Genomic DNA, 22,234 nt, shown 5'->3' with positions numbered 1-22,234 from the left:
CCTTCCGCCCGCGCAGGGCTTGGGTCAGCGAGTAAGGATCATCCGGTTGCCGTCAAACTCGACCTTGGCAAAACGGGTGAGGTAGCTCATCCCCAAAAGCGAATCCGTAAGCTCGCCCCGGTTCACCACGGCGCGGACATTGTTGTCGCTAAAGGGGCCAATCGCCACGCTGTCTAGCCGCACGGGCGCGGTGGCCACGGTGCCATTGGCGGTTTGCGCCTGCCCGATATAGGCAAGGCTGCCGGTATCAAGCCCCACACGCGCGGCATCTGCGCGGCTCAGCACGATGGAACTCGCCCCGGTATCCACCACAAAGCGGATCGGCGTGCCGTTCACCTCGGCGGTCAGGTAATAATGCCCATCCATCGCCACGGGCGTTTCAATCCGCCCATCTTGATGCACGGCTTGGCGATTGAGCAGCGTGCGCTCAAACTCGGGCCAAAGCCCCGCCACCGCGACCACGCCCAAAAAGATCAGCGCCCAGATCATCATCTGCTGTACGGTCTCGCCGGGGCGGTGGCGCAGCTTGGCAATGACCGAGCCTGCCAGCACCAAAAGGAGCAGCACCAGATACACAAGGCGTTCAGGATCGTCGATCATGGGCACTCCGGGCAAGGGTTTGCTTGGGGCAGGGCTTTTCTTTGATGTAGGCAGCCACGGCTTCAATGTCACCGGGGCGGTGCGTCACGGCGCGGTGAAGAGCCCCGCGCCCATCAGCCCGTCCAAAATGAATTGCACGGCAAGCGCGGCCAAAAGCATCCCCAAAAGCCGGGTGACAACCATCGTGCCGGTGCGCCCCAAAGCGCGCTCCAGCGGTGTGGCGAGCAAAAAGAGCACAAAGACACAGGCCAAAACCGCGAGCATCACCCCATGCACCGCAAGCAAATGCACCGTTCCGGTGCCAGAGCCCGCCAAAAGGATCATCGTCGCCATCGCGCCCGGGCCCGCCAAAAGTGGTGTGGCGAGCGGGAAAACAGACGGGTCGGGCGCATGCGGTTCGGCCGATTGCCCCTCACGCCGCTGGGTGCGGCGTTCAAAAAGCATATCAAGCGCGGTGAGGAACAAAAGCACCCCGCCCGCAATACGGAAGGCGGGCATGGAAATGCCAATGCCGCGCAAAAGCGCATCGCCAAAAAGCCCAAAGAGCGTGAGTAGCACCGTAGCAATGGCAAGCGCGCGCAGCCCCACGGCCCGGCGCATCCGGGCATCCATGCCTTGGGTCAGCGCCAAGAAAAGCGGCACGAGGCCGATCGGATCGACCACGACAAAGAGCGTGACAAAGGCGGTGATCAGTTCGGCGCTTCCCATGGGGGCAGATTAGCCGCTCGTCCCGGGGGGCGCCAGTGGGCTCTCGTCTTCCTCTTCGGGCTCAGGCGGCATCACCGCGCGGATTTTCGCGGCCAAGCTGCGCGCGCCGGTGCCAATGCGGGTATCGGCATGGGCCTCGGCCAGCCGTAAAACATGTTGTAGCGCGGCCATTTCATCGGCGGAAAGCACCAAGGGCGGCAGTGCCACCGCGCGGCGCAGCACATAACCCAGGCCGCGTTCACCCTCGACCGGGACGCCATAATCGACGAGCGTTTTCATATCGCGCCAGATCGTGCGCTCAGACACACCGAGCCGCGCCGCCATATCTTGCGCGCGCACCAATTGCCCGTCGCGCAAGAGCATCATGATCTGTTCCAATCGTTCATTGCGGGTCATAGTCTGCCTCCGCCTGCTTTCTAGCCGATCCGGGGGCAACTGACAAATAACTGTCAGTTATCTGGTGGCGCAGCGGGGGGCGCGCCCAAATGGCGCTTTGCGCCGCCGCGCGGGCTTCGTAAAACCAGATCAAACGCAACAGGCGCCAGCGCGCGTAAGGAGTGGAAAACATGTTCAACAATATTGGTGTGCCCGGTCTTTTGCTGATCGCCGTCGTGGTGCTGGTGCTCTTTGGCAAGGGCAAGGTCAGCTCGCTCATGGGCGAAGTGGGCAAAGGCATCACCTCGTTCAAAAAAGGTATGAACGAAGGCGCCAAAGAAATTGAAGAGGCCGCCGCCGAGGGGAGCAAAGATGCGACCCCCGAAGGCAAAGACAAGGTCTGAGGCTGAGCGCGGACCATGTTCGATATCGGGTGGAGCGAGCTTCTGGTGATTGGCGTTGTGGCGCTGATCGTGGTGGGCCCCAAAGACCTGCCGGTGATGTTCCGCAGCCTAGGGCGGATGACGGCGAAAGCCCGCGCGATGGCGCGCGACTTCACCCGGGCGATGGAAGATGCGGCCAAGGAAACGGGGCTGGATGACGCGGCCAAAGGCTTGGGCGACATTGCCCGTGCCAAGGCGCCGGGGATTTCGGCGCTGGAACGCGCCACCGAAAAATTCGAAAAATGGGAGCCGAAAATGTCTGCCGCCGCCAAGGCCGGTGCGGCTGCGGGGGCGGCGGCCTTTACGCCCGATCCGGAGTTGCAGGCGGAACTGGACGCGGCTGAACTGGCCGGAGAGCCGGAAGAGGCCCCCAAGCCCGCGCCGAAAGGTGATGCATGAGCCTTGATACCCCTGACGATACCGCCGCGCCGCTGATCGAGCATTTGGCGGAACTGCGCACGCGCATCTTGATTTCGCTCGGCGCTTTCGTTGTGGCGATGGTGGCGTGCTACGCGGTCTGGAAGCCGGTCTTCAACTTCCTGACGCAACCGATCTGCCATGCTTTGGCGGATCGCGGCCAGCAATGCGGGCTGTACCTGATCAAGCTGCAAGAAGGCTTCTTCGTTGCGGTGAATATCTCGTTCTTAGGTGGCTTTGCTTTGTCGTTCCCGATAATTGCTTGGCAGCTGTGGCGCTTCGTGGCGCCGGGGCTTTATCGCAATGAAAAGAACGCCTTCTTGCCGTTCCTCTTTGCTTCGCCTGCGATGTTCTTTGTCGGCGCGACCTTTGCCTATTTCGTCGTGCTGCCGATGGCGTTTCGGTTCTTCTTGAGCTTCCAGCAAGGGGATATGGCGGCCGCGAATGAACTGGCCTCGATCGGCTTCCAAGGCTCGGTGCAAGAATACCTGTCGCTCACCGTCAAGTTCATCTTGGCCTTTGGGATTTGCTTCCAACTGCCGGTGTTGCTGACGCTGATGGGCAAGGCAGGGTTGATCACCGCGGCCTCGCTCTCGGGCGTGCGCAAATACGCGATTGTGGCGATTTTGCTCGTGGCCTCGGTTGCGACGCCGCCCGATGTGATCAGCCAGATCATGCTCTTCTCGGCGGTCTATCCGCTTTTTGAAGTGTCGATCCAACTCGTCAAACGCATCGAGAAAAAGCGCGAGGCGCGGATGCGGGCCGAGGGCACTTGGTTCGAGGATGAGGACGAAGAATGAGTGATCCCCTAGAGCGGATCGCGGCGGCGCTGGAGCGACTAGCCCCAGCGCCCGAACCCGCGCCTGATTTCGCGCAGGCAGAGGCGTTTTTGTGGCACTCCGACCCCGACCGTTTGGTGCCCGTGCCGCAAGTGAGCCGGGTCGATATTGCGCTTTTGCGTGGCATCGACCGGGCGCGCGATACGCTGTTGGCCAATACGTTGCAATTTGCGCGCGGGGCAGCGGCGAATAATGCGCTTTTGTGGGGCGCGCGCGGGATGGGGAAATCCTCGCTCGTCAAAGCCGTGCAGGCGGCGGTGAATGCGCAGGGGCTCTCGCTCAAGCTGGTGGAACTGGCGCGCGAAGATCTGCCTTCGGTGGGGCGGCTGTTGAACCTGTTGCGTGCCGCGCCGCAAACCCGCTTTGTGCTGTTTTGCGATGATCTGAGCTTTAGCCATGATGATGAGCATTACAAATCACTCAAGGCAGTGCTCGATGGCGGGATCGAAGGGCGGCCCGCCAATGTGCTCTTTTATGCCACCTCAAACCGGCGTCATCTGATGCCGCGTGACATGATCGAAAACGAGCGCTCGACCGCGATTAACCCCTCAGAAGCGGTGGAGGAAAAGGTTTCGCTCTCGGATCGGTTCGGGCTGTGGCTGGGCTTCCACCCCTGCGATCAGGACGAGTATTTCGCGATGATCGAAGGCTATTGCGCGGCCTATGGGCTCGACATCGACCCCGAGGTTTTGCGCGCCGAGGCGGTAGAATGGTATCGCACGCGCGGCTCGCGCTCGGGCCGGGTGGCGTGGCAGTTCTTCACGGACCTCGCTGGGCGGCACGGCAAGTCTGTCTGACGGTGCGTCCGGTTTTCATGGATGAGAAGGGAGGGGGCGCTGCCCCCTCTTTTGCTTTTAGCAAAATTCACCCCTGGGATATTTGGACAAAGTCGAAGGGCTGTGGGGCGTGGGCGATGAAAAAGGGGGCACGTGGCCCCCTTTCGTTTGGCGATAGTTTGGCGCGCTAGACCATTAAGGTCAGCACAATGATCTGTGGTGCCAAAATCCGCATACACATCACCAGCGGATAGACCGAGGCATAGCCGATGGCCGCGGCAGAGGTGCTCGACATATTGGTGGCGAAAGCGAGCGCCGGTGGGTCGGTCATAGACCCCGCCAACACGCCCGACAGGCTGAGGTAGTTTACCTTCCAAATGATCCTCGCGGCAAAGCCAACGATCATCAGCGGGATTGCGGTGATGAACATGCCGTAGAACATCCAGCTAAACCCGTCGCCGTTCATCAGCGTGTCGACGAATTGCCCGCCCGCTTTGAGGCCAACAGCGGCCAAAAAGAGCACAATCCCCAATTCGCGCAACGCATGGTTGGCGACCGGCGGCATAAAGAACACAAACGGCCCCAAGAACCCAATCCGCGAAAGCACGATGGCGGTCACCAGCGGGCCACCGGCAAGGCCAAGTTTCAAGGGTGCCGGAAGACCGGGGAAGGCAATCGGGATGGAGCCGATGCCGATCCCGATCAAGATACCAAAGAACACGCCCGCGAATTGCACCAGTTCAAGGCTTTTCGCTTGGTTGCCAAAGAGCGGTTTGACGGCATCCACGTCACTGGGGTGCCCCACCACGGTAAGGATATCGCCAAATTGCAGCGTCAGGCTCGCCTCGACAGGCAACTGCGTCCCCGCGCGCGTGCAGCGCGAGATTGACACGCCGCGTTCTTCCAGCCCGAAATCGCGGATGCGTTTGCCAAGGGCTTTCTTGGTGGTCACGGCGATGCGTTGCCACGTCAGTTGCGAACCTTTGGTGGTGGTAAGGCTCACATCTACCTCTTCGCCCAGGATCAGCACCATCGCGTGCAGTTTATCTGCCGGGCCGACTAGGTGCAGCACATCGCCCAGATGTAGCACCATCTTGCGCGATGGGTGCATCAGCAGATCGCCACGTTTGAGGCGCGAGACCACAACGCCTTGGTCGTAAAGATCGGGCACCTCGCCCAAGGGCAGGCCCTCAAGGTTGGCGTTATGCACGACCACGTTGATTGCGGGCAGTTCTTGCGCCCCTTTTGCGCGGGCGTTTTCAAACTGCTCTTCTTCGATTTCGATCTTGATGCGCAACACGGTGCGCACGGCGATCATGGTGATCAAAATGCCGATGATCCCGAAAGGATAGGCCACCGCATAGCCAAGCGAGGCCTCGGATATCACCTCAGAGGGCACGCCAGCATCTTTGAGCACCTGCGTGGCGGCCCCAAGGCCGGGCGTATTGGTCACCGCCCCAGACATCAGCCCCACAAGCGCGGGCACCGGAATATCGGCGATAAAATGCAGCGCGACAGTGGTGGTCACGCCCAATAACACAATCGAGGCGGCGATCAGGTTGAATTGCAGCCCTGCCTTTTGCAGCGTCGCAAAAAAGCCGGGGCCGACCTGAATCCCGATCGTGAACACAAAGATGATCAGCCCGAATTCACGCACGAATTCCAGCATCTCGGGCGACAGGTGCAGCCCCGCCGCCGAGGTGAAATGGCCGACAAACAACCCGGCAAACAGCACGCCGCCGATGCCAAGCCCAATGCCGCGCCAATTGAGCCCTCCCAGCAGAAGCCCCAGCGCCCCGGCAAGCATCAATGCCGCCGATGCCAGAGCCACTTCTGACAGGGAATGTAGAAATTCCAATAGAGCCATGGTCACCCTCCTCCAGAGTGGCGCCCTCCCTGCGACAAAATGTGCCGAACTGCTAGGTTCAGGTCAACCCTTTGTTCCCCGATGAAAAAAGGTGCAGATATGACGCTTTTCAGGCCTCTCTTAGCGTGAGAGGCCCGGTTATGCCTTGCGCCAGATCATCCGGGGGAGGATCGGAGGGAATTATTGCAAATAGGGCATCGGATCGACCGAATCGTAGCCCTTGCGGACCTCGAAATGGACGAATCCGGTGTCGCCCGCGCGCACCTTGGCAATGGTTTGGCCACGGCTGACGCGGTCGCCTTTCTTCACCGTGATGCCGTCGATGTTGGCATAAACGGTGAGCAAGCCACCTTCGTGACGCAGCACCAAGATCGGCACTTGCTCGGTGTCTTTGGTGATCGCGGCGACGGTGCCAGCATCGGCGGCTTTCACCGGGGTGCCTGCGCTGGCGGAAATATCCACCCCGTCGTTTTTGCCCTTCACATAAGGCCGCAAGATCGCCCCCGAAACTGGCATGGCAAATTTGCCGCCACCAGAGGCCGCAGTACGGCTCGTGCCCAAATTGGGGGCTGCGGATCTATCAACCGGGGTCGATGCGGCGGGTGTGTGGTCCTCCGGCAGCGGTTGCGCGGCCGACGGCGGTTCGGGCGTGGGCGAGCCTTGCCCGGGTTGGGTAATTGCTGCTGTGGCCGGGGCCGGGGCTTTGCCTGCTGCCACGGGGATCAGCAGATATTGCCCCTCGCGTACGCTCATATCAGAGGGCAGGCCGTTCCATTCGGCCAAGGCTTTGGCGGAAACATTGTAATAGCGCGCAATCGAATAGGCGGTTTCGCCGCGCGCCACCTTATGGCGGATCGGCTCCGCGCCCACGGGCGGCGCCGGGGTGCTGGGCGCTGCGGCGGCTGTTTGCGTGCCCTCGGCACGGTCAATCGCGCCCGAAGCCAGCGAGGTGATATCAATCCGTTCCGTGCCTGCGCTTGTGGTCGCGGGCGCGCTCCCGGCCGGGGCATCGGCCACGCGGAACGGCAGCGAGACCACTTCGCCCCGGTTCAGCACGGTGGTCGGTTTGAGCGCGTTATACCGCGCCAGCCGCGCCCCATCGAGGCCAAGCCGGTTGGCAATATCGGCCACGGTGTCGCCTTGGCGCGCCACGGCAACTTGGTAATTCGGGTAAGAGATCACGCCGCGGCTATCAGGCTGGGGGCGCGCAACGGTGGCCTGGCGGGCGGCATTCGAAGTGTCGAAGCCCAAATCCCCAAAGCGGCGGAAATCCTCGTCCACGCAGCCCGCAACCGTCAGCAAAGCGATGCTGGATAGGGTCATGCGGATCATCGTCTTGCCGGGGAATGCTGGCATCGCTCGGTCCTCGTTCTTAGCCCCGTTACCCGGGGACGTTGCTCCATCGCGGTTTCTGTGCGGCCTTGGCCAGCCCATTACTCAATCGCCCGCCATGCCTTCAATCAACGGCACAAAGCGCACCGGGCGTAATTCTTCATAGTCAAACCCGTCTTCGGTCCGGGTCACGCGGATCAAGCTTTGCACGGTATCGGACTGCCCAACAGGCAAAACCATGATACCGCCGATCTTGAGTTGCGACAACAGCGGCCCCGGCGGGTCTTCGGCGGCTGCGGTCACGAGAATGCGATCAAACGGCGCCTGATCTGGCAAACCGCGCGAGCCATCGGTGGCGAGCGAAACGATATTGGCTAGATCAAGCGCTTCAAACACCGCCTGCGCCTCGCGCGCCAAGCGACGGTGACGGTCCACGGTATAAACGCGCCGCGCCAATATCGACAGTATGGCCGCCTGATAGCCCGAACCGGTGCCAATTTCGAGAACGGTATCGCGTGGGCCGACCTCAAGCGCTTGTGTCATCAGGCCCACGACCGAGGGCTGGGAGATGGTTTGCCCGCAAGCGATCGGCAGAGGCATATCTTCATAGGCGCGCTCGGCAAAGATGCCGCGTACAAAGGCGCCACGGTCGATGCGTTCCATCGCGGCCAGCACGCGTGCTTCGGTCACGCCCTTGGAGCGCAGCGCGAAAAGGAACTGCATCTTGCGTTGGGCCAACTCGTCCGCTTCGGTCATGCGAGCCGCCCCGTCAGATCAGTGAGCAGGTCATGCGCGGTAAGGTCCGCGCGCATCGGGGTGACCGAGGTATAGCCCTCTAGGTTGACCATTGCATCGGTGCCGGGCGCGGTGGCGCCATGCTGCGGGCCGCCCTTGATCCACAAAAACCGCCGCCCATTGGGCGAGTTTGCGGGCACGACGGAAAAGAAGCTGTCAGTGCGGTAGCCCTGCGCGGCGACGCGGTGGCCTTTCACTTGCGCGGCGGGCACGGGCGGAAAGTTCACATTGTAAAACACCCGATAGGGGCCATCATCCCAAATGCCGTTTTTCCAGATTTTGCGCACAAGTTCGGGGCCATGCACGCGTGCGGCCTCAAACGGGTCCAGCCCCGGTCCAAGGCAGGCGGGGCCAAGAAATTGGCTCATCGCAATCGCCGGGATGCCTTGCAGCGCTGCTTCCATTGCGCCGCCCAAGGTGCCGGAATAAAGCGCATTTTCGGCAGAGTTATTGCCGCGGTTCACACCCGATAGCACCAAATCGGGCCGCGCATCGGGCATGACCTCGTAAAGGCCCGCGAGCACACAATCCGCAGGGCTGCCCTCGGCGGCAAAGCGGTTCGGGCCGAGTTCGGCAAAAGACATCGGGCGATTGTAGCTGACGGCATGCCCCACGCCCGATTGCTCAAAGGCGGGGGCGACGGTGATCACCTCGCCCTCTGGCCCGGCCAAGCCGCGTGCAATCTCTTCAAGCACGGCCAGACCCGGCGCGTTGATCCCGTCGTCATTGGTGATGAGAATGCGCATATCCGCCCCTTCGCCGCCCTTTGGTTCTGCTTAGCAAGGCCCCGCAGGGGGAACAAGCAAAGCCAAACAATTGGCGGCAAGGTGTGCCCTTGTGGCCCCGGTTTGCGGCTTAAAGCACCTCGGCCAAAATCCGGCGGGCCTCTTCATGGCAATCATGCAGCGGGTCGCGGTCTTCGACCGGGTAAAACCGGGCCCGCACCGCCGTTTCCATCGGTTGCGGTTGCGCGATCACCACTTTCGGGCCGATTTTCGCGGTTTCAGCCTGCCAGCCGCGCACCAGCGACATTTGTGCGGCTTTGGTCGCGCCATAAGACCCCCAGAAGGGCTGGCCGGTGTGGTCATCGTCAAAGAAGACTGCCGTGCCATCAACCGCACGCAGCAGCGGCTCGACCAGCGGGATCAGCGTGGTGACGGCGACATAGTTCGTGTTGACCGAGTTTTCGACATCTTCGGCATCAATATGCCCGGTCGGGCAAAGCGGTGCGGCGTGAATGGCGGCATGCACCCAAAGATCGGCCCCGCCCCAGCGCGTGGCGATGCCCTGCGCCAACGTTAGCATTTCTTCGGGCTTGGTGATGTCGAGCGGCGCGAGCGTGGCCGAGCCGCCTGCGGCTTGAATGCGGTCATCAAGCGCCTCAAGCCCGCCCACGGTGCGCGCAACGGCCATCACATGCCAGCCTTGTTTGCCAAGCTCTTCGGCAATGGCAAAGCCCAAGCCGCGCGACGCGCCGGTGACAAGGGCGAGTTTCTTTTTCGGCTGGTTGGTCATGGCATTCCTCCGGGATTTGCCCGGTTTCTAGGCGGGGCAGCAGGGCCGTGCAAGCGTCGGTTTGGCGCAGGTGGGCAGATGGTACGATTTGCGGCTCAGACGCGCGCAGGCAGGCGTTGGCGCGCTACGCGGGCGGAGACCTCTTGCAGGCCATGCACCAGCGAGATGCCCATGAAGCCGTGATAAACAATCGAGGCACCAAGCAGGTGCAGGATGTAGATCCAGCCCGAGGAAATCGCGCCGCCAATGATCACGAAAATCGACACGACGACGGAGATCACGAGCGACAGCAGCATCGCCCGCCCATTGGGCCCGTAGCGGCGTTCATTGATCGCGCGGCGCTCAAGTTCTGCGGCGCCAAACAAAAGCCCCACCGAGAACAGCGTGTAGATCGTCAGCAGCCAGACCATGATCAAACTCCTTCGCGCCGCGAATATAGGCACCGCAGAAAACTAGCACCGGGGCGTCGGTTGCGCAACGGCGCGCGGGCCGTGGTTCTTCACGTTTGGGCGCTTGATGGGGCAGGGGGCTCGGTGCCCTCGCATTCGGCCTTCAGCCCGGCCAATGTCTGCGGCAAGCCCGCCTCAATCGACCGCCCCGCCGTCATCGCAAACAAAAACGCCAGCGGACCGGTAAAGCTGATCCAGTGGGTGGTGGTGCAGCCGGTGTCGGTCGCTTCTAGCCGGTGGTGAAACCGTAGCGCGCCAAAGGGCAGCGGGCTTTCCACGGTGAAAGAGCGCCCATGATCGACCTCGGTGACGATGATCGTGGATTTTGGCCCTTTGCGCGGTTTGAGCCAGCCGCGCGCCCCCGCCAGAAGTCCCTCGGGCAGATACACCTCAAGCACCTCCGGGTCCCAGCGCGGCCAGGTTTCGACCGCTTCATAGCGGGCAAAAACGGCCTGCGGCGCGGCGGAAATGGCGATGCTGTGCGGCTGTCCCATGCGATCCTCCGGTCGGTTTCCCGTTTAGAAGATAGCCGCTTTGAGCATCCGTCAAGGGCACCGATCCGCGCGATAAAATGCAAAAGGCCGGGTATCCCCGGCCTTTCGTCCCTTCCCCGTCTGTCGAAAACAGCGGTTCGGTTTTAGCGGTCTTTCACTTCCAGATAATCGCGCATCGTCTTGCCGGTGTAGAGCTGACGCGGGCGGCCAATTTTGCCCGTCGGGTCGCCAAGCATCTCTTTCCATTGCGAAATCCAGCCAACGGTCCGCGAAAGCGCGAAGATCGGCGTGAACATTGCAGTGGGGAAGCCCATCGCTTCGAGGATGATGCCCGAGTAGAAGTCCACGTTCGGGTAGAGCTTCTTGGAGACGAAATATTCGTCCTCCAGCGCGATTTTCTCAAGCTCTTTGGCGACTTGCAGGATCGGGTTATCGTGGACGCCGAGCAGTTCCAGCACCTCGTCCGCCGATTCCTTCATCACTTTGGCGCGCGGGTCGAAGTTTTTGTAAACGCGGTGGCCAAAGCCCATCAGGCGGAACGGATCGTTCTTGTCTTTCGCGCGCGCGATATATTCCGGAATCCGGTCGACCGAGCCGATTTCACGCAGCATTTCCAAGCAGGCTTGGTTCGCGCCGCCGTGCGCCGGGCCCCAAAGGCAGGCAATCCCCGCCGCGATACAGGCAAACGGGTTCGCCCCCGAGGACCCCGCCAAACGCACCGTCGAGGTGGAGGCGTTTTGCTCGTGATCGGCGTGCAGCATCATGATCCGATCCATGGCTTTCGCCAGTTCCGGTTTCACCACATAGGGTTCGGCCGGGACCGAGAAGCACATGTGCAGGAAGTTTTCTGCGTAGTTCAGATCGTTGCGCGGATAGACCATCGGCTGACCGATGGAATATTTATAGGCCATCGCGGCGATCGTCGGCAGTTTCGCGATCATCCGCATCGCGGCGACTTCACGCTGCCACGGGTCGTTGATGTCGAGGCTGTCGTGATAGAAGGCCGACATCGCGCCCACAACGCCCACCATCGTGGCCATCGGGTGGCTGTCACGACGGAACCCACGGAAGAACATGTGGATTTGTTCGTGCAGCATCGTGTGGCGGGTGATGCGGTACTCGAAATCGTTCATCTGTTTTTCGTTCGGCAATTCGCCGTTCAAAAGCAGATAGCAAACTTCGAGATAGTGCGATTTCTCGGCCAGTTGCTCGATCGGGTAGCCACGATAAAGGAGCTCCCCTTTATCGCCGTCGATATAGGTGATTTCCGACTCGCAAGCCGCAGTCGAGGTGAAGCCGGGGTCAAAGGTGAACACATCCGCTTGGCCATAAAGCTTGCGGATATCGAGCACATCGGGCCCCACACTGGGCGAAAGCACGGGCAGTTCGTAGGTCTTGCCGTCGAGCGTAAGCGTGGCAACGCGTTGGGTTTCAGCCATATGTCCCTCTCCTGTAGCCGGCGAGCGTGCCGGAGCATCTGATCCGGTTTCCCGGGGGAGGTGGGCTGAAAATTAGCCCACCTGATCTGCCAGCCGGGCCAGCACTTCTTCGCGGCCCAGCAATTCCATCATGTCGAACACCGAAGGGGTCGCGGTGCGCCCGGCCAGCGCCGCACGCAAGGGCGCGGCAATTTTACCGAGGCCCAGATCATGCGCTGCGGCAATCTGTCCTGCGACACTTTCGAGGTCTTCCCGCGTCCAGCTAGCAGTTTGCAACTGCTGCGTCAATTCTTTCAGTATACCACGGGATACCGGGTCCAGCGCTTTGGCCGCTTTCTCATCCACGTCCACCGGGCGCGAAATGAGCGCAAAGCGTGCCTTTTCAAGAAGTTGCCCAAAGGTTTTCGCGCCAGTTTTCACCAAAGGCAGTGCCGCTTTCAGCGCCACTTTCTGTGCATCGCTCAACGGCTCCTGTGCAGCTGCCGCAAGGTAACCTTCGATCTGCGCCAGCAGGCTGTCATCTTCAATCTGCGCCATATGCTGGCCGCAGATGTTTTCGAGCTTCTTGAAATCAAGCCGGGCGGGGGCACGACCGATTCCTTCAAGATTGAACCACTCGCGCGCCTGCGCATCGGTGAAGAACTCGTCATCGCCGTGGCTCCAGCCAAGGCGGGTCAGGTAGTTGCGCATCCCCGCTGCCGGGTAGCCCATCGCCTGATATTCCTCGAGCCCCACAGCGCCGTGACGTTTCGAGAGTTTCTTGCCATCGGGCCCGTGGATCAGCGGAATATGCGCGAAGGTGGGCACGTCCCAGCCCATCGCGGTATAGACCTGCACTTGGCGCGCGGCATTGGTCAGGTGATCATCTCCCCGGATCACATGGGTCACACCCATGTCATGGTCGTCGACGACAACCGCCAGCATATAGGTCGGTGTGCCATCCGAACGTAAACAGACCATGTCATCAAGCTGGTCGTTGCGGAAGGTTACATTGCCCTGCACCTTATCCTCAATCACCGTCGCGCCCTCATTCGGCGCTTTCAGGCGCACCACATAGGGCGCATCGGGGTGAGTGGAAGGGTCCGCATCACGCCAAGGCGAACGGAACAGGGTGGATTTGCCCTCAGCCCGCGCCGCTTCGCGGAAGGCTTCAATCTCGTCTTGGGTCGAGAAGCATTTATAGGCCATGCCTTTGGCGAGCATTTCATGCGCCACTTCGGCGTGGCGGTCGGCGCGCTCAAATTGGCTGATCGGTTCGCCGTCGTAATCCAGGCCGAGCCATTCCAGCCCCTTCAAGATCGCCGCCGTCGCCTCGGGGGTCGACCGCGCCCGGTCGGTATCTTCGATACGCAGCAAGAAAGTGCCGCCGTTGCCGCGGGCATAAAGCCAGTTGAAAAGCGCGGTGCGCGCGCCGCCGATATGCAGATAACCGGTGGGCGAGGGGGCGAAGCGGGTGACGATTTTTTGCGACATAGCGGCCTTTCTCGCAGGCCCCGATGGGGCTGCATTAACCTTTTGGAAACCATGATGCCCGTAGGCTTTCTTGAGGGGTTCTCTAATCCACGAAAGGGGGCCGGGACAAGTGGCGCGGGGGAGCGCAGCACAGCCCGAAGACCTGCCCAAGCGGCCCCAGCGCCGGGTGGTTCCCTTTTTTTACGCCGTTTCAAAGGCTTGTTTTGCAGGGCTTGACGACCCGTTTGGGGCGCTGGATCGGGCCCAAATCAACTGGGTGCTTTGGGCGCCCTTTGCCTTGGGGCTGGGGATCGGGTTTTATTTTGCACTACCTGTTGACCCTTCCGGCCCGCTCTTGTGGGGCCTTGGGGCTGCGGGCATTGGTGCGCTTTTGCTGTGGCTGCGCGGCCCGGGCTATACGCATCTGCCTGCGGTGTTTCTTCTGTTCGTGGCGTTGGGGCTGTTGCTGGCCAATCATCAAGCGCATTCCGTCGCCGCGCCGGTGCTAAGCTCTCGCTATTACGGCCCGGTTGAGGGGCGGATCATACGGATTGATCGGTCCTCGCGCGATGTGCTGCGGCTCACGCTCGATCAAGCCCGACTGCTCGGTAAACCCGCCAATGCAACACCCGTAAAACTGCGTATCGCCCTGCATGGGCCGCTGCCCCGCAACCCGTTGGAGCCGGGTCAGCGCGTAATGACCACGGCGCATCTGAGCCCGCCCAATGGCCCAACCGAGCCCGGCGCGTGGGATTTTCGTCGCAATGCGTGGTTCGCGCAGCTTGGTGCTTTGGGCTATACACGCAGCCCCGTTTTGCTGATTGCCCCGCCAAAATCAGATGATTGGGGTCTTGCCGCGCATCGTTGGCGCATGGCGCTTTCCTCGGCGATGCAGGCGCGGATTGCGGGGCAGGCGGGCGCTGTGTCCGCCGCGCTGATGACGGGAGATAGGTCGGGGATCACCGAGGCCACAAATGACATGATGCGGGCCTCAAACCTCTATCACATGGTCTCGATCTCGGGGCTGCATATGGGGATGCTCGCGGGCTTTGTTTTTGCCGCGATCCGACATGGGTTGGCGCTTTGGGGCTGGGGCGCGCTGCGCCTGCCCACGAAAAAGATCGCCGCCGCTGTCGCCCTTGTGGCGGCCACGCTTTACCTCTGGATTTCGGGGGCTGATATCGCCACGCAACGCTCGTGGATCATGATCGCGATCATGCTCACGGCTGTGCTGTTGGACCGGCGGGCACTTTCGCTGCAAACGGTGGCGCTCGCGGCGCTGGTGCTACTGGCGCTTTGGCCAGACTCGCTTTTGGGGCCGGGGTTTCAAATGAGCTTTGCCGCCACCACGGCGCTCATTTTGATCGCCAAGCCTTGGCCGCGGTTGCAAAATCACATCCCCCAGCTGTTGCGTCCGGTGGCGCTGCTGGTGCTGACCTCGGCTGTAGCGGGGCTTGTCACCGCGCCCATTGCGGCGGCGCATTTTGGCCGCATGGCGCATTACGGGATATTGGCAAACCTTTTGGCCGTGCCGGTGATGGGGCTTGTGGTGATGCCGGCTGGCGTGCTCGCGGCCTGTCTTGCCCCCTTTGGCCTTGCTGGCCCCGCGCTTTGGGCGATGGGCAAGGGCACAGATTGGGTGCTTTGGGTGGCCGACTGGGTCGCAGGGCTGGGCGGCGCGCAAACCGCGCTGGTTGCGCCGCCCGGATGGGTGCTGCCGGTGCTCGCTTTGTCGGCGGGGGGCTTGGTGCTGGGGCGCGGTATTTTGCGCCTGCTTTCGCTTGGCGCGCTCGTGGTTGCCACTTTGGGCTGGTCGCTCACCCCGCGCCCGATGTTGTTGATCGCGCAAGAGGGCGCGCTGGTCGGCCTGATGACGCCTGCGGGCCGGGTGCTTTCCAAAGCCTCTCCAAGCTACACGGCAGAGCGTTGGCTTGAGGCCGATGGGGATACCGCCGCGCCCGAGCAGGCGGCAGAACGCGCGGGCTTCACCGGGCCAAAGGGGCAGCGGCAGGCGATCTGGCAAGGTCGCTCGCTGATGCATCTAAGCGGCAAAGGCGCATTGGACGCGCTACCGATGGTTTGCCAAAACGCGGCTTTGGTGGTTTTGGCTGCCCCCGCGCCAAAAGGCTTCCAAGGCGATTGCACCGTGCTCGATACCCGCAGTTTGGCGCGCAGCGGGGCACTTGCTTTTGATGCGCAGGGCCGCAGCCATAGTGTTGCGCAATTGGCGGGGCAGCGGCTTTGGACGCGCCCGCAAAAGTAAAACCGCCGCCCCATAGGAGGCGGCGGTTTCGCATTTCTTTTTCCACTTAGTAGCTGCGGATCAGTCCAACAAGCCGCCCCTGCACCTTCACCTGATCTTCGCGCAGCATTCGCGTTTCATAGGCGGGGTTCGCAGCTTCCAGCGCGATCATCCCGCCGCGACGATAGTATTTCTTCAACGTGGCTTCATGATCTTCGACCAAAGCCACGACAATATCGCCGTTGTCGGCGGTGCCTTGGCTGCGGATCACCACGATATCGCCATCGTTGATGCCCGCCTCGATCATCGAATCCCCTTTGACCTCAAGCGCATAGTGCTCACCCTTGCCCGAAAGCATCGAGCCCGGTACCGCCACATGGTGGGAGACTTGGGCAATTGCTTCAATCGGCACACCCGCCGCAATGCGCCCCATCACCGGCAGTTCCATCGCGGTTGCCGTCACCTCCAGCGCGCCGCGCGGCGGATCCACCTTATCGCCCGCAATCACTTTCGGCGTGAAGCCGGGCGGTTGCGTGGCCTCGGCCTGCAGTTGCGCGGCGCGTTCCATTGACTCGGGTAGTTTCACGATCTCCAGCGCCCGCGCCCGATGCGCCATGCGCCGAATGAAGCCCCGTTCTTCCAGCGCGGTGATCAGCCGGTGGATGCCGGACTTGGAGCGCAGATCCAGCGCATCTTTCATTTCGTCAAAAGAAGGCGGCACTCCGTCGCGCGCCATCCGCTTTTGGATAAAATCCAAAAGCTCCAACTGCTTGCGTGTCAGCATTCCTGTATCCTCACTGGGGCCGCCGCTTCGGGCGTTCTTGTCTTGTTCTAACCCTGTTCTCGTTTCGTGTCAACGAATCCGAGGCGCAACCTGCAAGCCGATCCGTTAAAGCGGCAGGTAGGTGACGGTTTCGCCCGTGCGGCGCGCGCGATCTTGGGCTGGGCGAATAAGCAGCGCTTCAGACTCGGCCAACACGCTCAACAGCGCGGAATCTTGGCTTGAAAAGGGGGTGATCACGGGCAAGCTTTCGCCGGGTGTCAGGCGCGCACGCTGGTAATGCTGGCGTGGGCCTTCGGGCGGCAGGTCGCAGCCCAAAACCGCCTTGAAAAGCGTGAGCGGCGTCTCAAGCCCTTGGAATTTCATAAGCATTGGGCGCAAGAACACATCGGCACAAACCGCCGCTGCGACCGGGTTGCCGGGCAGCCCCAAAAGCGCCGCCTTGCCAAGCCGCCCCGCCATCAGCGGTTTGCCGGGCTTCATCGCCACTTTCCAAAACGACCGCTCCAGCCCCATCGTCGCGGCCACTTTCCCAACAATGTCATGGTCCCCAACCGATGCCCCGCCCGAGGTCAGCACCAGATCGGCGCCTTCGGCCTGATCCAGCACCGCGCGCAGGCTGGCCTCATTGTCGCGGGCAATTGGCAGCATCCGCGCCTCGGCCCCGTGGCGCTCCACCTCGGCGGCCAAAAGATAATTGTTCGAGCAGATGATTTGGTCCGCTCCCGGCGTTTCGCCCGGTTCCACCAATTCATCCCCCGTGGCGATAATCGCCACTACGGGGCGGCGATGCACCGCCACCTGCGCCACATTCATGGCCGCCAAGAGCCCGATGTCGCGGGCATTCAGTCGCCTACGTGGGAAATGCGCGGCTCCTTCCGCAAAGTCTTGCCCGCGCGGGCGGATGTGCGTGGTTTTGGGCAGTTTGCTCAGCGTGATTGTGTTGCCCGCGCGCGTCACATCCTCTTGCGGGATCACGCGGCCCGGGCGCGCTGGGCAGGGGGCGCCTGTGAAGATGCGCAACGTATGGCCGGGAGGGATCTCGCCACTAAAGCCATGGCCTGCTGCCGCTTCGCCTGCCACGGTAAGCGTGGCACCCGGCTGGGCATCGCTTTCGGCCAGCCAATAGCCATCCATGGCAGAGGCATCAAAGGGCGGTTGGGTGAGGCGCGCGATCGCAGGTTCCGCCAAAACCCGGCCTGCCGCTTGGGGCAAAGGCACGGTTTCGCACGGCAAAGGCGCAACGAGCGCCAAGACATGCGCAAGCGCCTCCTCAACCGAAATCACGGGGCCGCCTCATAGCGGCCCGATTTGCCGCCGTCTTTCATCACCAAACGGATGCCTTCAATCTGCATCCCCTTTTCGGCGGCTTTGAGCATGTCATAAAGCGTGAGCGCCGCACCCGAAACGGCGGTCAACGCTTCCATCTCCACCCCGGTCTGGCCCGAGGTTTTGACGGTGGCGCGAATGCGCACGCCGGGCAGGCTTTCATCGGGGGTGAGGTCCAGCGCCACTTTGGTGATCGGCAGCGGATGACAAAGCGGAATGATCTCGGCTGTTTTTTTTGCGGCCATGATGCCTGCCACACGGGCAATCCCCAGCACATCGCCTTTTTCGGCGGTGCCTTGGGTGACAAGAGCGAGCGTTTCCGCCGCCATCACCACGCAGCCCTCTGCCACCGCTTCGCGCGCGGTGACGGGCTTGCCGGAAACATCGACCATATGCGCTTTGCCTGCGCCGTCGAAATGGCTCAGCATGTAAGCAGCGCTTTCGTGGCGGCGGCGACATCGGCTTGCCGCATCAGGCTTTCGCCAATGAGGAAACGGCGCGCCCCCACTTCGGCCATATCGGCCAAATCTTGCGGCGTGAAAAGCCCGCTTTCACAGACCAACTCGCGCCCCTCCGCCAAGATCGTCGGCGCCAATGCGCGGGTCACATCGAGCGTCACCTCAAAGGTTTTGAGGTTGCGGTTGTTCACCCCCAAAAGCGGCGATTTCAGCACTTTGAGCGCGCGATCAAGCTCGGCCCCGTCATGCACCTCGATCAGCACATCCATGCCCCAACCAAAGGCGGCGTCTTCCAGTTCCGCAGCCAAGCTGTCCTCGACCGAGGCCATGATGATCAAGATGCAATCACCGCCCCAAGCGCGTGCCTCGGCCACCTGATAGGTGTCATAGAGGAAGTCTTTGCGCAAAGCGGGCAGGCTGCAGGCATCGCGCGCCGCGGTGAGGAACTCGGGCGCGCCTTGGAAGCTGGGCGTATCGGTCAAGACCGACAAACACGCCGCGCCGCCTTCCTCATAGGCTTTGGCGAGCGCGGGCGGGGCAAAATCGGGCCGGATCAGCCCTTTTGAGGGCGAGGCTTTCTTGATTTCCGCAATCAAGCCATAGCCTTGCGCGGCTTTTGTGCGAAGCGCCTCAGCAAAGCCGCGCGTGGGGGCTTGGGCCTTCGCGGCGGCTTCCACCTCCGCATAGGGCACACGCGCTTTGGCCGCAGCCACTTCCTCTAGCTTATAGGCTTTGATCCGGTCGAGGATATTGGTCATGCGCTCAGCACCGCTTTCAGTGCTTCAAGCTTGGCCGAGGCTGCGCCGCTATCAATGCTTTCGGCCGCGAGCGCTGCGCCCTCTTTCAGATTGCCCGCTTTGCCCGCCACAACGAGCGCCGCAGCAGAGTTCAGCAGCACCGCGTCGCGATAGGCATTGCGTTCGCCCGCCAAAAGCGCGCGGAACGCGGCGGCATTCTGGGCGGGTTCGCCACCGATGATCGCCTCGAACGGATGCGCTGGCAGGCCAGCCTCTTCCGGATGCACCTCAAATTCGGTGATCTCGCCATTCACCAGCGCCGCGACCCAGCTGACGCCACAGATCGACAGCTCATCTGTGCCGTCCGAACCATGCACAAGCCATGCGGACTCGGACCCGAGCGCCTTGAGCACCTCGGCCATCGGGCGGATCCAATCGCGCGAAAACGCGCCGGTCAATTGGCGCTTCACGCCTGCGGGGTTGGTCAGCGGTCCGAGCAGGTTGAAAACGGTGCGCGTGCCAAGCTCGACCCGCGCGGGGCCAATGTGCTTCATCGCCGGGTGGTGCATCGGCGCCATCAGGAAGGTGATGCCCACATCTTTCAGCGCTTGCTCGGCCAGAGCCGGGCCTTTCATCACATCGAGCCCCAGCGCGGTCAGTGCATCCGCCGCGCCCGATTTCGACGACAGGTTGCGGTTGCCGTGTTTGGCGACCGGAACGCCCGCGCCCGCCACGACAAAGGCCGTCGCGGTCGAGATATTCAGCGTGCCTTTGCCATCGCCTCCGGTGCCGACAATATCCATCGCACCTTCGGGCGCGCTCACACGGGTCATTTTTGCGCGCATCACGGAGGTGGCGGCGGCAATCTCGTCCACCGTTTCGCCACGCGTGCGCAAGGCCATCAACAGCCCGCCCATTTGCGCGGGCGTGGCCGCCCCTTCAAAGAAAATCTCAAAAGCGGTTTCGGCTTCGGCACGGGTCAGGGCACGGTCGGCTGCAAGGCCGATCAGGGGTTTCAACTCGCTCATGCGCTCACCTTCACCTTTGCTTCTTCGAGGAAATTGCGCAGCAACTGATGGCCGTGCTCGGAGGCGATCGATTCCGGGTGGAATTGCACCCCTTCGATCAGTTTTTCTTTGTGCCGCAGCCCCATGATCATGCCTCCGTCCAGCCAGGCCGTGACCTCTAGGCAATCGGGCAGGCTTTCGCGTTCCACAATCAAACTGTGATAGCGGGTCGCTTGGAAGGGCGAGGGCAGGCCGCGAAACACGCCTTTGTCGGCATGTTCGATTGTGCCCATCTTGCCATGCACGATCTCGCCCGCGCGCACCACTTTGCCGCCGAAAGCCTCACCAATCGTTTGGTGACCCAAACAGACGCCCATCAAGGGCACGCCCGCCTCTGCCGCCGCCAGCGTCAGCGGAATGCAAATGCCCGCTTGCGCAGGGTCACAGGGGCCGGGAGAGAGCACAATCGCCTCTGCGCCAAGGCCCATCGCCTCTTGCACATCCATCGCGTCATTGCGCACGACTTTTACCTCGGCCCCAAGGCCGCCAAAGTAGTGCACAAGGTTGTAGGTAAAGCTGTCGTAGTTGTCGATGAGCAGCAGCATGGGCTTTCCTTCCGTGTCCGGCGCAATCTGGGGGTGAACAGGGCCGGATGTCGCGGTATAGATGTTCAGAGCGCGCGGCCCGGGTCAAGCCCGCAAGGTAAAAGTGAGGCGCGGCCCGCGCGCACAGGCAAGGAGTGGCAGTATGGCACGTGGCATGATCGCGGGAATCTTTGCGGGGGTGGTTGTCTCTGGATTGGGGCTTTCCACGGCTGCGGTGATGGTGCCGCCGCCCGGTCGTGGGCCGGTACTCCCGGTGCCGGGGCAAGGGGCAAAGCCGGTTGCGCGCCCTGAGGTGGCCTCTCGCGCAGGTCCGGCAGAGGGCGTGCCGCTGCCCGCGGGTTCCGAATTCGCGCGCACGGATGGGGAGCAATTGCCCGCCGCCACAAGCGATATTCCGGCGCCCGATAGCCCTGAAAATCCGCCCAAAGCTCCGCCAAGCGAAGCGATGACCGGGGCAGAGATTGCCGCGCTTGACGATCCGGTGACCGCGCCGCCCGCGCGCCCGCAGCCCGATATTGCGCCACCAGTGGCCCCCGTGGCGCCGCAAACGCCCGAGGCAGCGCTGGAAAGCGCGCCTTCGGCGGAACCGTCGATGCCCGTGCCGCCGCCCGGTGAAGCGGTCGCGCCCGATCTGCCGCCTGCTGAGGTGATCCCCGAACCGGGGCAGGAAATCACCTTGATGCCCGATGGTGCCTTGGTGCCGGTGAGCCCGGCATTGCCGCGGATGCTGAACCCCGGTGAGGGGAGCGGCTTTGCCGATGCCGAGGGCACGAAGGTGAACCGCTTGCCGCAGGTTGGCGCGGATCCGCAAGCGGCCCCGGCCACAGCCACTGCAGAGCCGCAAGAAGATGAGACGGTCACTGCCGCCTCTGCGCCCGCCGCGCTTCCGGCGATTGAGCGTTTTGCCGCGAGTTACACCGCCAAACCGGATCAGCCGTGGTTTTCTGTGATGCTTTTGGATCAGGGCGCTGCTGTGGGGGGCTTGGATCGAGAGACGATCAAGGCGCTTGGCTCTTGGGTGACGGTGGTCATTGATCCGGCGGCCCCGGATGCCGCGCAAGCGGCGCGCGATTATCGCGCGGCCGGGATGGAAGTGGCGATCTTGGCCGATCCTTTGCCCGATGGGGCGGAACCGAAAGATGTGGAGATCGCCCTTGCGGGCTGGCGCGCTGCGGTGCCGGAGGCGCTGGCGCTCGTGGAGCCCGAACGCCCGGTGTTGCAAGGTCAAAGCCGTTTGGCCGAGCAGGCGCAAAAAGCGCTTGCCGCCGGGGGGATGGCCTATGTGACGCAATCGGTGGGCATGGGCGCGCGCACCGAGGGGGGCTTGCAAGCCACGATTTGGCGGGTGCTGGATGCGCGGCGTGACAAGGCGACGGTGATCGCGCGCACGCTGTCGCGCGCGGCTTTTGAAGCCAAGCGCGATGGATCGGTGGTGGTGATGCTGTCCGCTTGGCCGGAATCGGTGGCAGGGCTGCAAGAATGGCGCGCAGAAGCCGAAAACGGCCTGAACCTCGCGCCGCTTTCAGCGACGGTGCAAGCGATGGCCCGGCCCTAAGGGAGGCCCGGGCTTGTGG

The 22,234-nt window shown here is 62.4% G+C and carries 24 protein-coding genes; 6 read left to right on the top strand and 18 right to left on the bottom strand.

Annotated features, from left to right (window positions below):
- Positions 1 to 24 precede the first annotated feature (24 nt).
- The 3 genes from CRO18_RS13595 to CRO18_RS13585 form a co-directional block, all read right to left on the bottom strand.
- Positions 25 to 600, bottom strand: coding sequence for a TIGR02281 family clan AA aspartic protease (locus CRO18_RS13595; protein WP_097082532.1), 576 nt, complete (start codon positions 598 to 600; stop codon positions 25 to 27).
- A gap of 84 nt (positions 601 to 684) precedes the next feature.
- Positions 685 to 1,308 carry a MarC family protein gene (locus tag CRO18_RS13590; protein ID WP_097082531.1) on the bottom strand — a complete coding sequence of 208 codons (624 nt, stop codon included), beginning with the start codon at positions 1,306 to 1,308 and terminating at the stop codon, positions 685 to 687.
- Between the two features lie 9 nt (positions 1,309 to 1,317).
- Entirely contained in the window at positions 1,318 to 1,704 is a 387-nt protein-coding gene (locus CRO18_RS13585; protein ID WP_097082530.1) for a YafY family protein, read from the bottom strand.
- Between the two features lie 170 nt (positions 1,705 to 1,874).
- Here CRO18_RS13585 and CRO18_RS13580 point away from each other — a divergent pair, with 170 nt between their 5' ends.
- The 4 genes from CRO18_RS13580 to CRO18_RS13565 are packed head-to-tail and all read left to right on the top strand — an operon-like array spanning position 1,875 to position 4,179.
- Positions 1,875 to 2,087 (top strand): twin-arginine translocase TatA/TatE family subunit, encoded by a 213-nt coding sequence (locus CRO18_RS13580; RefSeq protein WP_076485330.1) that lies wholly within the window; start codon positions 1,875 to 1,877, stop codon positions 2,085 to 2,087.
- Positions 2,088 to 2,102: 15 nt separating this feature from the next.
- Positions 2,103 to 2,525 carry a Sec-independent protein translocase protein TatB gene (tatB, locus tag CRO18_RS13575; RefSeq protein ID WP_076485331.1) on the top strand — a complete coding sequence of 141 codons (423 nt, stop codon included), beginning with the start codon at positions 2,103 to 2,105 and terminating at the stop codon, positions 2,523 to 2,525.
- Positions 2,522 to 3,343 carry a twin-arginine translocase subunit TatC gene (tatC, locus tag CRO18_RS13570; RefSeq protein WP_076485332.1) on the top strand — a complete coding sequence of 274 codons (822 nt, stop codon included), beginning with the start codon at positions 2,522 to 2,524 and terminating at the stop codon, positions 3,341 to 3,343. The genes tatB and tatC overlap by 4 nt, the downstream gene beginning before the upstream one ends.
- Positions 3,340 to 4,179 (top strand): ATP-binding protein, encoded by an 840-nt coding sequence (locus tag CRO18_RS13565; RefSeq protein ID WP_097082529.1) that lies wholly within the window; start codon positions 3,340 to 3,342, stop codon positions 4,177 to 4,179. The genes tatC and CRO18_RS13565 overlap by 4 nt, the downstream gene beginning before the upstream one ends.
- 166 nt (positions 4,180 to 4,345) lie before the next feature.
- On the opposite strand, the gene CRO18_RS13560 is transcribed toward CRO18_RS13565, so the two are convergent.
- The 9 genes from CRO18_RS13560 to gltX all read right to left on the bottom strand — a co-directional run bounded on the left by CRO18_RS13560 (position 4,346) and on the right by gltX (position 13,522).
- Positions 4,346 to 6,025: a putative transporter gene (locus CRO18_RS13560; protein ID WP_097082528.1), complete on the bottom strand. Its 1,680-nt coding sequence runs from the start codon at positions 6,023 to 6,025 to the stop codon at positions 4,346 to 4,348.
- Positions 6,026 to 6,205: 180 nt separating this feature from the next.
- Entirely contained in the window at positions 6,206 to 7,381 is a 1,176-nt protein-coding gene (locus CRO18_RS13555; RefSeq protein ID WP_097082527.1) for a peptidoglycan DD-metalloendopeptidase family protein, read from the bottom strand.
- 81 nt (positions 7,382 to 7,462) lie between these two features.
- Entirely contained in the window at positions 7,463 to 8,113 is a 651-nt protein-coding gene (locus CRO18_RS13550) for a protein-L-isoaspartate(D-aspartate) O-methyltransferase (RefSeq protein WP_097082526.1), read from the bottom strand.
- Positions 8,110 to 8,898 carry a 5'/3'-nucleotidase SurE gene (gene surE / locus CRO18_RS13545; RefSeq protein WP_076485335.1) on the bottom strand — a complete coding sequence of 263 codons (789 nt, stop codon included), beginning with the start codon at positions 8,896 to 8,898 and terminating at the stop codon, positions 8,110 to 8,112. The genes CRO18_RS13550 and surE overlap by 4 nt, the downstream gene beginning before the upstream one ends.
- A gap of 109 nt (positions 8,899 to 9,007) precedes the next feature.
- Positions 9,008 to 9,667: an SDR family oxidoreductase gene (locus CRO18_RS13540; RefSeq protein WP_097082525.1), complete on the bottom strand. Its 660-nt coding sequence runs from the start codon at positions 9,665 to 9,667 to the stop codon at positions 9,008 to 9,010.
- A gap of 95 nt (positions 9,668 to 9,762) precedes the next feature.
- Positions 9,763 to 10,077 carry a hypothetical protein gene (locus tag CRO18_RS13535; RefSeq protein ID WP_076485337.1) on the bottom strand — a complete coding sequence of 105 codons (315 nt, stop codon included), beginning with the start codon at positions 10,075 to 10,077 and terminating at the stop codon, positions 9,763 to 9,765.
- Between the two features lie 89 nt (positions 10,078 to 10,166).
- A complete protein-coding gene (locus tag CRO18_RS13530) occupies positions 10,167 to 10,610 on the bottom strand; it encodes an SRPBCC family protein (protein WP_097082524.1) in 444 nt (147 codons plus the stop codon).
- A 143-nt stretch (positions 10,611 to 10,753) separates the two neighbouring features.
- Positions 10,754 to 12,049: a citrate synthase gene (gltA, locus tag CRO18_RS13525; protein ID WP_076485339.1), complete on the bottom strand. Its 1,296-nt coding sequence runs from the start codon at positions 12,047 to 12,049 to the stop codon at positions 10,754 to 10,756.
- A 72-nt stretch (positions 12,050 to 12,121) separates the two neighbouring features.
- On the bottom strand, positions 12,122 to 13,522 hold the full coding sequence (gene gltX, locus CRO18_RS13520) for a glutamate--tRNA ligase (protein ID WP_097082523.1): 1,401 nt from the start codon (positions 13,520 to 13,522) through the stop codon (positions 12,122 to 12,124).
- Positions 13,523 to 13,631: 109 nt separating this feature from the next.
- On the opposite strand from gltX, the gene CRO18_RS13515 reads away from it, so the two are divergent.
- Positions 13,632 to 15,764, top strand: coding sequence for a ComEC/Rec2 family competence protein (locus tag CRO18_RS13515; protein ID WP_249276067.1), 2,133 nt, complete (start codon positions 13,632 to 13,634; stop codon positions 15,762 to 15,764).
- Positions 15,765 to 15,810: 46 nt separating this feature from the next.
- Here the strand turns inward: CRO18_RS13515 and lexA are convergent, their stop codons facing one another.
- The 6 genes from lexA to CRO18_RS13485 all read right to left on the bottom strand — a co-directional run bounded on the left by lexA (position 15,811) and on the right by CRO18_RS13485 (position 20,660).
- Entirely contained in the window at positions 15,811 to 16,527 is a 717-nt protein-coding gene (gene lexA, locus CRO18_RS13510) for a transcriptional repressor LexA (RefSeq protein ID WP_076485341.1), read from the bottom strand.
- Between the two features lie 105 nt (positions 16,528 to 16,632).
- The gene (glp, locus tag CRO18_RS13505; RefSeq protein WP_097082522.1) at positions 16,633 to 17,811 is read right to left on the bottom strand and encodes a gephyrin-like molybdotransferase Glp; all 1,179 of its coding nucleotides are present in this window, start codon (positions 17,809 to 17,811) and stop codon (positions 16,633 to 16,635) included.
- Positions 17,808 to 18,281 carry a cyclic pyranopterin monophosphate synthase MoaC gene (gene moaC / locus CRO18_RS13500; RefSeq protein WP_097082521.1) on the bottom strand — a complete coding sequence of 158 codons (474 nt, stop codon included), beginning with the start codon at positions 18,279 to 18,281 and terminating at the stop codon, positions 17,808 to 17,810. The genes glp and moaC overlap by 4 nt, the downstream gene beginning before the upstream one ends.
- Positions 18,275 to 19,069 carry an indole-3-glycerol phosphate synthase TrpC gene (gene trpC, locus CRO18_RS13495; RefSeq protein ID WP_097082520.1) on the bottom strand — a complete coding sequence of 265 codons (795 nt, stop codon included), beginning with the start codon at positions 19,067 to 19,069 and terminating at the stop codon, positions 18,275 to 18,277. Before trpC ends, moaC begins: the two co-directional genes overlap by 7 nt.
- A complete protein-coding gene (trpD, locus tag CRO18_RS13490; RefSeq protein WP_097082519.1) occupies positions 19,066 to 20,076 on the bottom strand; it encodes an anthranilate phosphoribosyltransferase in 1,011 nt (336 codons plus the stop codon). Before trpD ends, trpC begins: the two co-directional genes overlap by 4 nt.
- The gene (locus CRO18_RS13485; protein WP_097082518.1) at positions 20,073 to 20,660 is read right to left on the bottom strand and encodes an aminodeoxychorismate/anthranilate synthase component II; all 588 of its coding nucleotides are present in this window, start codon (positions 20,658 to 20,660) and stop codon (positions 20,073 to 20,075) included. The genes trpD and CRO18_RS13485 overlap by 4 nt, the downstream gene beginning before the upstream one ends.
- Positions 20,661 to 20,802: 142 nt before the next feature.
- Between CRO18_RS13485 and CRO18_RS13480 the strand changes: the two genes are divergently transcribed.
- Positions 20,803 to 22,215 carry a divergent polysaccharide deacetylase family protein gene (locus CRO18_RS13480; protein ID WP_170952673.1) on the top strand — a complete coding sequence of 471 codons (1,413 nt, stop codon included), beginning with the start codon at positions 20,803 to 20,805 and terminating at the stop codon, positions 22,213 to 22,215.
- Positions 22,216 to 22,234 lie beyond the last annotated feature (19 nt).

Origin of the sequence: Rhodobacter sp. JA431 (assembly GCF_900217725.1) — a bacterium.
In the GTDB taxonomy this organism is placed as follows: Bacteria; Pseudomonadota; Alphaproteobacteria; order Rhodobacterales; family Rhodobacteraceae; genus Rhodobacter; species Rhodobacter aestuarii.
This window is presented reverse-complemented; position numbering and strand designations above follow the sequence as displayed.